The 10,507-nt window shown below is 44.4% G+C and carries 8 protein-coding genes; 5 read left to right on the top strand and 3 right to left on the bottom strand.

Translation table 11 applies throughout. The features are described from left to right. Together GY843_RS18450 and GY843_RS18445 are read left to right on the top strand one after the other, a co-directional pair. The coding region (locus tag GY843_RS18450) for an insulinase family protein (RefSeq protein WP_297311828.1) at window positions 1-2,316 on the top strand (2,316 nt) is incomplete at its 5' end. Between the two features lie 141 nt (window positions 2,317-2,457). Further along, complete coding sequence (locus tag GY843_RS18445) at window positions 2,458-2,982, top strand: hypothetical protein (protein WP_297311826.1); 525 nt, start codon at window positions 2,458-2,460, stop codon at window positions 2,980-2,982. A 139-nt stretch (window positions 2,983-3,121) separates the two neighbouring features. Here the strand turns inward: GY843_RS18445 and GY843_RS18440 are convergent, their stop codons facing one another. Together GY843_RS18440 and sbcB are read right to left on the bottom strand one after the other, a co-directional pair. Beyond that, window positions 3,122-3,631 carry a hypothetical protein gene (locus tag GY843_RS18440; protein WP_297311824.1) on the bottom strand — a complete coding sequence of 170 codons (510 nt, stop codon included), beginning with the start codon at window positions 3,629-3,631 and terminating at the stop codon, window positions 3,122-3,124. After that, a complete protein-coding gene (gene sbcB / locus GY843_RS18435) occupies window positions 3,615-5,081 on the bottom strand; it encodes an exodeoxyribonuclease I (protein WP_297311822.1) in 1,467 nt (488 codons plus the stop codon). The genes GY843_RS18440 and sbcB overlap by 17 nt, the downstream gene beginning before the upstream one ends. Window positions 5,082-5,193: 112 nt before the next feature. On the opposite strand from sbcB, the gene GY843_RS18430 reads away from it, so the two are divergent. From GY843_RS18430 to GY843_RS18420, 3 genes are all read left to right on the top strand, one after another. Beyond that, on the top strand, window positions 5,194-5,619 hold the full coding sequence (locus GY843_RS18430) for a YchJ family protein (RefSeq protein WP_297311821.1): 426 nt from the start codon (window positions 5,194-5,196) through the stop codon (window positions 5,617-5,619). Between the two features lie 211 nt (window positions 5,620-5,830). Then, a complete protein-coding gene (locus GY843_RS18425) occupies window positions 5,831-8,665 on the top strand; it encodes a DUF349 domain-containing protein (protein ID WP_297311820.1) in 2,835 nt (944 codons plus the stop codon). A gap of 105 nt (window positions 8,666-8,770) precedes the next feature. Beyond that, the gene (locus tag GY843_RS18420) at window positions 8,771-9,235 is read left to right on the top strand and encodes a hypothetical protein (protein WP_297311818.1); all 465 of its coding nucleotides are present in this window, start codon (window positions 8,771-8,773) and stop codon (window positions 9,233-9,235) included. A 286-nt stretch (window positions 9,236-9,521) separates the two neighbouring features. Here GY843_RS18420 and GY843_RS18415 read toward each other — a convergent pair whose 3' ends face one another. Next, entirely contained in the window at window positions 9,522-10,289 is a 768-nt protein-coding gene (locus GY843_RS18415) for a ParA family protein (RefSeq protein WP_297311829.1), read from the bottom strand. Between the last annotated feature and the right edge of the window lie 218 nt (window positions 10,290-10,507).

Here is a 10,507-nt window from a genome sequence, read left to right as displayed (position 1 = left end):
TTCCGTCGTGGTTATGCAGCAACCAAGCATGTAATGAATCAGGAAAATAGCTACAACCGTTTTGCTGTGGGCAGTTTAAAAACGCTCGCCGATCGCGAAAACTCAAAGGTTCGCGACGAACTGATTAAATTCTACGAGCAGTACTACTCAGCCAATCTGATGTCACTTGTGGTACTGGGTAAGGAGAGCCTGCCAGAGCTTAAGCAAATGGTGCAGGAAAAATTCAGTGCGGTAAAAAACAGCAACGCTAAGCCATTCCATGCCGAAGCCCCGCTGTTCCGAAAAGATCGACTTCCACAGCAGGTAGTTATTGAGCCGGTCAAAGATATCCGTTCGCTGTCTCTGACTTTCCCTATCCCAGGATTCCGCAGCCAATGGCAGAAGAAACCACTCTATTACATTAGCAACTTGGTAGGTTACGAAGGCAAAGGTAGCCTGTTGTCACTATTAAAAGAAAAAGGCTGGGCTACTTCACTTTCCGCTTCCCCTGGGCATAACTTGAACAATCAGGGTAGTTTTATGGTGAACATCCGTCTTACTGAAGAGGGAATGGATAACTATTTGGCCGTCACTCAGAACGTTTTTCAATACATTGAGCTAATGAAAAAGCAGGGTTTAAATGAAGATCTGTTTACTGAAGAGAAACAGCTGAGCGCTATTCAATTCCGTTTCCAGGAGCAATCGGAACCGATCCACTTAGTGAGCGCTCTTGCCAGCCAGATGCAGCACCTCCCTACCGAACAGGTTATTTCCTCTAACTACACCTTTACTGAATTTGATAAAGGCCTTATCAACAGCTATCTGGCAGAGATCAAACCTGAAAACCTATTTCTGAATATTAAAGCTAAAAACCTGGGAACTGATCAGGTCGAACCTTATTACAAAGCGCCTTTCAGTGTACGAGGATTTACCGAACAAGAACTGAGTGGGCTACAGGTTAAGCAGATTGATCCTAAACTGACAATCAGAGCGCCAAACCCTTATATTGCTAAAGACCTGAATATCCTAAGCAGTGATGATGGGAAAAAACCCACTCTGATAAACTCAAAAGATGGATTCAGCCTCTGGTATCAGCAAGACACCGAATTTAACGTTCCTCGCGGTAACTTTTACTTCACAGTACAAAGCCCGCTTGCCAATCAAGATGCCAAACATTGGGTACTCAACTCACTCTTTACCGAGATGGTGCAGGAGCAGCTAAACGAGACCTTATACGATGCCTATCTTGCTGGTATGGGTACAAATATCTACTCACATATGAAGGGCTATAGTGTCCGTTTATCCGGATATAACGACAAACTACACGTGCTCTTACAGCAGGTAGTCGACGCCCTAAAAGCACCCGAATTTGATAAAAAGCGTTTCGCTATCCTCAAACAGCGCTTCACCGAAAAGCTGAAAAATGGATTTAACGACAAACCTTATAATCAAACGACTGGACGCATGTATGAGCTACTGATGTCCCAGGCAGATAAACGCAGTCAGTTGGATGCAATTGAAAATATCACCCTTGACGACCTGCAACAGTTTTCAATCCAGCTTCTCAAAGCTCCTGCTATAAAGGCCCTGGCTCACGGTAATCTTACTGAAGAATACACACGGAACATGGGAGATCTCGTAAGCAAAGCACTGCTAACGGATAAAACTACTGCAACCCCAGCCATTACAGTCACGCAGTTACCCCTCGATACTCCACTCACCGAAACACTGGATATCGAACACAACGATGCCGCGATCTCGGTTCTGCTGCAGGGAGAGAACAACTCAGCAAAAGCACGAGCTGAGTTATCAGTGCTTTCAGAAATACTTGCCTCTCCCTTCTACAACCAGATGAGAACAGAAAAGCAACTCGGCTATATTGTATTTGCGACGCCACTCCAGATGAACAAAACCCCAGGACTAGGCTTTATTATTCAATCGCCTAATACTGATGCAGTGACTCTGGAACAAAATATCAACCAGTTCCTTCAAGAGTGGCAAAGCAACCTAGATGAATTCGACGTTGATTCACTTAACCGTTTTAAAGCGAGTGTTCTCTCCCGTATAACCAAGAAAGACAATAAACTCAGTAGCCGCACCAAACGCTACTGGCGTGAACTAGATTGGGGAGAACTGAGTTTCGATACCCGTGAACAGCTCGCTGAAGCTGTGCAGAAGGTTAGCATTCAGGATCTGCAACTAAACTATAAACAGCTGCAGCAGCGTCGCTTAACTGTGCGCAGTTTTGGCACAAAGTTAAGTTCAAACAATACTCTTAAAATCACTAACGCCAAGAGCTACCTGAAAGGCAATAAACCAATCGTTCCTGACGTATAAAGTCAAAGGGCCAGATTAAATCCTGACCTAGAACAGTAGGTCAGGAATGTGCCATTAGCGGACATCACTATCATTGATTAGTCAGTTCGATTAGGTCATAGTTTTTTGGAATTATGTCTGATTGCTGAAAGGAATCTAATTATGAGAAAGGGACTTTCCACTCTCTTTGTATCTCTTATGCTGCTTCAAAGTAGCACTGTAGCTTTTAGTGCTAGCGAACCCCCTATTAGCATCATATTGATATTTGAAAAGACTGGGCTCAACACCATGGTCGACCATGCTGCAGAAAATGCAGCTATTGCATTTGCTTCGGATTATAAAAAAGGCTTTGATAAGAGGTTTGATTTAGACCTCCCTCAAGAGTACGTAGAGTACGCTGCTAATTGTTACTACTCTGATCTAAGTTGGAATAACTACAAGGTTTTCTTAGATGACGTTTACAGTAAAAACCTTAGCAAAGAAGACTTTTTGCAGTTAAAAAGACATTACCTTGAAGAAGGTAAAGGGCTTGATGAATTTCCGAGTGGTATTGATAAAGACAACGCTAATCGATTGAGAGCAGATGTTATACAGCACATGTTAGATAGTAAAAGGAAATGCTTTAGGGAATTGAAGGAAGTTGTTCGGCCTTATTTTATTCGTGCTAAAAATATACAGTTAAATTAAAAATCACTTCAATTCTTTTAGTTGGGTTATTGGCAGAATGTGTCGGTAGACAACTCTGAGCAGCTCTGGAATGGCCCTTGAGGTCAACTCAGAATAAACTCCGACTGTTACGCCATAGCAAGAACATATCTAGTAACAATCACGGCTTAACAATCGCACGTCCTTTATTAGCCGCTTCACCCTGCTTTAACGCCTGCTGCTTTTCTTGAGCCTTCTCAATTGCCTTGTAGTAAACAGAATCCTGCTCTTCGGGTTTCTCGAGCTGTTCACAACCTTCACCTAGAATAAAGCAGCGAGCTTTGATCTCATCCTCTCCAATCTGCACAAAGATTTTATCTTCACCTTTGAGTGGTGGGCGCTTTGGTTGGCCAACAGGCACTTCACGCACTTTAGGTTCTACGAAAGGAATAACAACTGGCTCGGGCAGATTATCCGGTAGCTCTTTTGGCTTCACTTCGGTCATTCTTTCTTTATCAAATGTGCCACGACGCCAGTCTTTATAAGCTGTTTCACCATCAACCGTACCGTACAGATAACCTTTTACCGCCGTAACCTCATATTGGATCGGTTCTTCAAGCTGCTCCTCCGCCATAGCGAAAGCTACAACAAGTGTCAGCGGTAAAATCATCCATTTAGCATGTTTCTTCAAATGACTCATCCATCGGATAGATTGCTTCGGCATAAACAGCCAGTTCTTCCAGTATATGACGTTTATTATCGTCCATATCCGGTTGGCTATAGAGCTCGTTGAGGCGTTCATAAAAACGCTCCATAGTCAGATGACCGCCTTCACCCTGTAAAAGTTTACTTTGGCGATACTCTTCCCAACGCATCTGCTCCTCATGACTAAGAATATTAGGGCAGTTCCGGGCTTTATAACGCAGCAACATCTCCTCCAGACGATTATCCTGGAATGGCAGGTCAAGCTCTGCCAGTTGCTCTGGGTTGGATTGGCGCACCTGATCTATAGCTTGTTTATCGGCGGGAGAGAAGAAACCTCCACTATAGAGCATCTGATCCGGGTCACTATCCGCCTCAAATGGGTTCTCACTATAGATTTCTGACAGTTTCTCTCTTAGCCCCGTAAAGCTTCGCAACATCTTCAGATGGGTTCGGCAGACATCACCATCTATCTGCAGCTTTTTCGCTTCTTCGGTATTTAACATGCCAGCGGGGGCGATGATCGGACACTTATTAATGTGCACCTGCTTCAGAGCGATACGCGGATCATCTTCTGCCAATTCATCGTGACGGGTATAGAGAAGGCGACGCAGCTCTTCAACCGGCAAATTCATTAAAGGTTCCGGGTTATGACGAAGATCCCAGACAATCACACCATTCTTATTAACCGGATGAGTGCTTAAAGGGGCCACCACTGCCGCGTTGCCCTGATCTACCGGATAACGGGACGATATATGCAATACTGGCTTGTTACTGATCGGATCAAGCAAGTTCTGAATCGCCTGCTTGGAGCGGTTATTTAAAACATATTCGAATAGTTTTGGTTGTTTCTCACGAACCAGCTTTGCCATTTCAATCGTTGCATAAACATCTGATAGGGCATCGTGGGCATGGCCATGGTCAATGCCGTTTGCAACAGTCAGGTCTTCAAGACGAAGACTTGGAGAACCATCTTCATAAGTCGGCCAGCTAATTCCTTCAGGCCGTAGTGCGCGAGTCAGGCGCAACATATCGATGATGTCCCACCGCGAGCAGTTATTCTGCCATTCACGAGCATAGGGATCGTAGAAGTTACGATACAAACCGTAGCGGGTAACTTCATCATCAAAGCGAATACTGTTGTAACCCACTCCGCAGGTTCCTGGCCGGGCAAGCTGTTCATGGATTTGGGCAAAGAAATACGCTTCGCATACGCCCTCTTCCATCGCTTTCTGAGGAGTAATCCCGGTAATCAGACAGGCTTCAGGATGCGGCAGCTGATCCTCGCTTGGTTTACAGTAAACCATAACTGGATCTTCAATAATGTTTAACTGTTCATCGGTTCGAATTCCGGCAAATTGAACCGGCCAATCCCGTTTCGGATCAGCACCGAAGGTTTCATAGTCATGCCAAAAAAAAGTAAGTGGGGCCTTAGCCATAAAGTATCCTTGCCAACCGATAAAACTGCTAGATAAACTGGGGTTATAGCTGCCCATTCCACAAACAGGCAGATATGCTCAGATTAACATTTCAATGTTAAGGGTTCATCTTATGTCACAAGATATGGAAGTGATTAACAAAGCATGCCCATGCGGTTCTGGAAAACCGTTCACCTATTGTTGCGAACCTATTGTACAGGGCCAAAAATCCGCACCCACAGCTGAAGCCCTGATGCGCTCTCGCTATACGGCCTTTGCCTTAGGAGCAATAGACTACCTTATCGATACTACCGCACCGGAAAATCGTCGTGATGACGATGCAGAGCTTTTGGCTGACCAAGTTAAATATACCAACTGGACAGGCCTCAAGATCCTGAGTAAAGATCAAGGTGGTCGATCAGATGAATCGGGCATGGTTGAGTTTGAAGCCGACTTCGAAACTGAAGACCAGAGTGGAACTCTGTATGAAAAATCAAATTTCCGCCGTGATCAGGGTAGTTGGCTGTATGTTGATGGCGAAGTTGAGGTTAGAACCTGATAAAACAATAAGTTAGATATAGCTTCACATAGGAATCGGGTGAACTACCAACAAAGTTCACCTTTCCTGTTTTACGTCCAATAGTCTGACTTCCTTTCTCTAGTGTACTTTCTTACAAAGTCAACACTGATCCTGAAGTAATTCTGCGTTAGAATACTGCGGCTGAGCGTTCCATCTTATACGCGCTCACCAGAAATATATTCAGGTACTTATGTTAGCAAGATTTTTCAAACCCAAGTGGCAGCACCCAAAGCCAGAAAAACGCGCCAAAGCAGTCTCAAAACTTCGCGCATCTGATGCCAAGGCTCAAGCGATCCTTTCTCAACTGGCACTAGAAGACGTCGAAGATCAGGTACGCCTCGCTGCGACCGAAAAGCTGACCAACCTGGACCTGCTGATCAAAATCAGTAAGAAAGATCCTGCAGAAAGTATTCGTTTGCTGGCTTTGCATAACATCAGCCAGATTCTTCTGAGTAATCCTCCACCATCCCTAGAAGAGAAGCTGACCGCGCTAAAATCTCTTTCCGAAAGCGACCTTCTGACACACCTTGCTCTTAACAGCAGTGATAAAGAGTTACGCGAGCAGGCAATCTCTCAACTGAATGACAATCTGTCCCTGCTAACGATTGCAGAGAAAAGCCAGAGAGCATCCGTACGAGTTTTAGCCGCTGAACGTATGAGCTGCCCGGATGTTCTGGAACAGTTGCAGAAATCATCCCGCAACAAAGATAAAGGGGTGTTTAAAGTCACCCGCGATAAACTGCAGCAGTTCAAAGAGCAGGAAAAAGAACAAGCACTGATTCAAAACCAGATTGAGCAACTACTTGCTTCAATTGCACAACACAGTACAACTGACTTTTTCCCACTATATAGCGCTAAACTGTCAGCCCTGGTAAATGATTGGGAAAAACTTAAGCCCAATGCGAACAATGATCAGAAACTTCTCTTCTCAGAACATCACATAAAATGTGAAGCGATCGTTAAAGCTCAAGAGGCGAAACTGGCTGCTGCAGAGGAAAAAGCAGCTCAACAGGCAGCATCCATTGCTGAAAAAGACCAAGCTATTGCTTCTCTTAGTGAGCTCCAAAGCTCAATCTCTGAATTAAATCCCGATGCTGAAAGCCTGCAACAGCTGAAGTCACAAGTTAATAAGCTTAGTGAGCAATGGTCCAGCCTGCAGCAGCATGCAGAGAAAACCGAACGCAATAACTTCGACAGAATAAAATCTCAGGTCAGCAATATCGTCAATTGCTGTGAGCTTTATCTGAATTCAACCGATCAGATCAACAAGAAGAGCACGCAACTTAAAACGTTACTTGCTGATCAGAAGGATGTTGCTAATGCGCACCGTTCTGGCAAGCAGTTACTCAACAAAATAAGTTGGCCAAAGTTACTCAACAAGCCCGAAGAGCTGTGTCGCCTCGAAGACTTACTGGCGCAGGCAGAGGAAACACTGAGCCGTCAGAATCATCAATCACAACAGCTTCAGTCTGAACTAAACTCACTGCTCGATACTCTAAAGACCTCAATTCAACAGGGTGAGATCAAATCAGCAGACAAACAGATCAAAAAAGCAGAGCAACTCAGCAAACGTCTTAACGGCGATCTACCTGCTGATCTCGAGCAACGCATCAAATCACTAAGCTCTGAGCTACAGGAGATCCGTGACTGGCAGTCATATGCAGTCACGCCTAAGAAGGAAGCGCTCTGTGTAACCATGGAAAGCCTGATTGAATCTGATTTACCTATTCAGGAAAGAGCCAATCAGATCCGCAAGGTTCAGAAAGAGTGGAAAGAGCTGGATGCCACAGATAGCAATCACTCTCAGAAGCTTTGGAATCGTTTTAAAACTGCTTCCGATCAAGCCTATGCGCCATGCGATCAGCACTTTTCAGAGCAAAAAGCTCTGCGGAAAAACAACTTAAAGCAGCGGGAGCAGCTTTGTCAGGAGCTGTCGGAACGCTGTCAGCAAACATCCGACGAAATCACTGACTGGAAGAGCTACACAGAAGAACTACATCATTTCAAACAACAGTGGCGTTCATTTTCTCCGGTTGATCGCGCCCCTGGTAAAAAACTCCAGGTCACGTTTGATAAGCTTATCGCCCAGCTGGAAGTACCTCTGAAAGACCACAGGGATGATAACGCGCGGATAAAGCAGCAACTTGTTGAAAAAAGCCAGTCTCTGCTCAATGCAGAAGACATGTATCAGGCTACAGAACAGATCAAAGAGCTTCAGAAAGAGTGGAAAGCAACGGGGCAGGCTCCGAGAAACCAAGAGCGTAAGCTATGGGGTCAGTTTAGGGATAACTGCAACCAAGTCTTTGAGACCTACTTTGCCAATAGATCTAGCAACACCGATTCACTACAGGCTTTAAACAGCATCTGCGATGAACTTGAACAAAAGCTTGAGTCTGCCACCCGTATAGATGCTATCGAAAAACGCCTGGATCAGGCGCACAAGCTACTGGGTCAGCAAAACAGCAGCAACAAATCACAGGAACTTGAGCAACGTCTGGATAAAATCAGCTACTTTATTCAGCAACAGAAACATGAACTGCTTAAGTTTGAGTCGGAACCATACACCTCAGTTCTCCGTAAAGCATCTTTATGTGAGCAACTTGAACAAGCTATTCTCTCTTCCGAAAATAGTGAGACTGTTACCGCTATCTGCGATGCTTGGAATACTGAAGCCTCAGCAAAATCAGCACTAGATGATGAAATCGCTTCACGTTTCCAGACCTTACTCCGACTTACAGAAAAGCCGGATGAGATTGAAAACATCATTCACGAGCAAGAACAACTGCTACGCCAACTATGCATACGCTTAGAAATTGCTTCCTCGGTTCCTTCCCCTCCGGAGGACCAGGCTATTCGTATGGAATACCAGATGGAACGGTTACAGCAGGCCCTTGACCGCCAGGAGCAGGCATTTGATCTAGGTGAGATCAAAAACCTGGAATACGAATGGATGTGTGTCCCGTTTGCGGACCAGTATGAAGAACTACATGACCGTTTTGAGCAACAGTTAAAACAGATTTTCTGACCGAAGCAGTTGAAGAGAACTCAATCGCGTACTCTTAAGCTTCTAGTCAGGGTTCGATAAGATATACTTACGACCAATGAAGGGAAACTCACACAGGTACCAATAATGCTTCGTAATTTTTTTGTTACTATCCTTGCTGTAGTTATTAGTAGTACAGCTATTGCTGATGAAAACAGTCTGCTAGTACAGAAGTATCTGAACTCATTTGCCAGCCGGGATGCTGCTGGAATTTTTCAACTGATCAACTGGGAAGGTGTAGATAAACAATCCCGCGCCTCCTTGCAGAAATATATCAAGTCCGGTTTTAAAGGCCGCCAGATCCGCCGTATATACATCGAACCGGTAGCAGAAGGAACAGACCCTTCTTATGTTCAGGATGGGAAAACATACGAGCTGAACCTTAAACCAACGGGTCAACTGAATATTGTTTATATCAGCAATAAGGGTAAGCGCTCTTCTACTCAACTATTCGTTGGTCAGCATAATGGTGAGTTGATGATTGGTAGCGCAGTTGTTGCTCCAGAATCACTGGCCTGCGGTAATCCAGAAAGTAAAAACAAATCCTGCTAAAGCCACCTTAAAAGCAGCCTTTTAAGTAGCTTTTCAGATAACGATAAGATTCCACAAAAAAGCCCCCGCTAGCATAGCGGGGGCTTTTAGTTTAAATGAAAATAATTCTATTGCTCGGCTAAAGAATCCAGATAGAATCAAAAGTTCCCAAAAATACCGGAACTCTAATGGCCGAAATAATCATTCTCGCAATCAGTATCCCACTGCTAATACTATGGATCTTCAGCCTGCGAAAACCAGAAAATCTCGAAGAATAAACCGCACTTTTTTACTTGCGGTTAAGGAATTACTTAGACAGCTCTTCGAATAGCTCAACAAACTGCAGCGTCAACTTATGCTTAGGCGCCATATGGATCAGCGGGCAAGTATCGTCATGGGACTCTTTCATCTTCACTGACGCAGATATTTTTGTCTCCAGTACCGGCAGATCATCATCCAACAACTCACCCACAATACGCTTCGGCAAGCTTGCTCTTGGCTGATACTGGTTTACCACAATCCCCTCAACTTCCAGCTTGTCGTTATGATCCTCTCGAGTTTCATGCACATTCCCCAATAGGCTATACAAAGCCTGACGAGCGAACTCATCGCAATCAAATGGAATCAGGCAACGCTCAGAAGCGACTAGAGCAGAAAGCGTATAGAAGTTAAACGCAGGCGGGGTATCAATATAAACCGCATCGTAGGATTCCGATAGTTTATCCAGAGCATCACGAAGCTTATAAATCTTATGTTTTGATTCTAGCTTCGACTGCAAGTCACCAAGATCCGAGTTAGCAGGCATCAGATGAAGATTTTCATACTGGGTCTCATGCACGAAATATTCTGGACCATTTGGCTTCAACTGAAACGTTAGCGTTTGCTCGAAAAAGTCACGAATATCAGGCTGAACGTCCATGTAATCTTCACCCAATAGGTAGTGGCTGGAATTACACTGCGGGTCAAGATCAATCACCAGTGTTCGTATTCCCCGTGCTGCACTGATAGCCGCCAGATTCACTGCAATACTGGACTTACCAACACCACCCTTTTGGTTAAATACAACACGTCTGATCATCGCCATATTCCTTCATTTTTCGGAAGATTGAAAAATCTCTATATTGCAATGCAATATCCATAATTTAGAGGCTAACGTCAACAATCTTGTCGGGAATAAGCGAAAACTATGGCTAAAATCATAAAATTAGCGATAAGAGACATAAGCATAGGCAAAAAGTTCATCTTCAGTTCAGTCATGGACGGGATAATGAAGGGAAATTCGCCTAATTTCTG

It is taken from the genome of Neptuniibacter sp. (assembly GCF_024231755.1).
In the GTDB taxonomy this organism is placed as follows: domain Bacteria; phylum Pseudomonadota; class Gammaproteobacteria; order Pseudomonadales; family Balneatricaceae; genus Neptuniibacter.
This window is presented reverse-complemented; position numbering and strand designations above follow the sequence as displayed.

What these genes read in the sequence shown, in the direction of transcription:
- GY843_RS18445 (WP_297311826.1), top strand. Translation starts at nt 2,458, where the DNA reads ATGAGAAAGGGACTTTCCACTCTCTTTGTATCTCTTATGCTGCTTCAA.
- sbcB (WP_297311822.1), bottom strand. Translation starts at nt 5,081, where the DNA reads ATGGCTAAGGCCCCACTTACTTTTTTTTGGCATGACTATGAAACCTTC.
- GY843_RS18430 (WP_297311821.1), top strand. Translation starts at nt 5,194, where the DNA reads ATGTCACAAGATATGGAAGTGATTAACAAAGCATGCCCATGCGGTTCT.
- GY843_RS18425 (WP_297311820.1), top strand. Translation starts at nt 5,831, where the DNA reads ATGTTAGCAAGATTTTTCAAACCCAAGTGGCAGCACCCAAAGCCAGAA.
- GY843_RS18420 (WP_297311818.1), top strand. Translation starts at nt 8,771, where the DNA reads ATGCTTCGTAATTTTTTTGTTACTATCCTTGCTGTAGTTATTAGTAGT.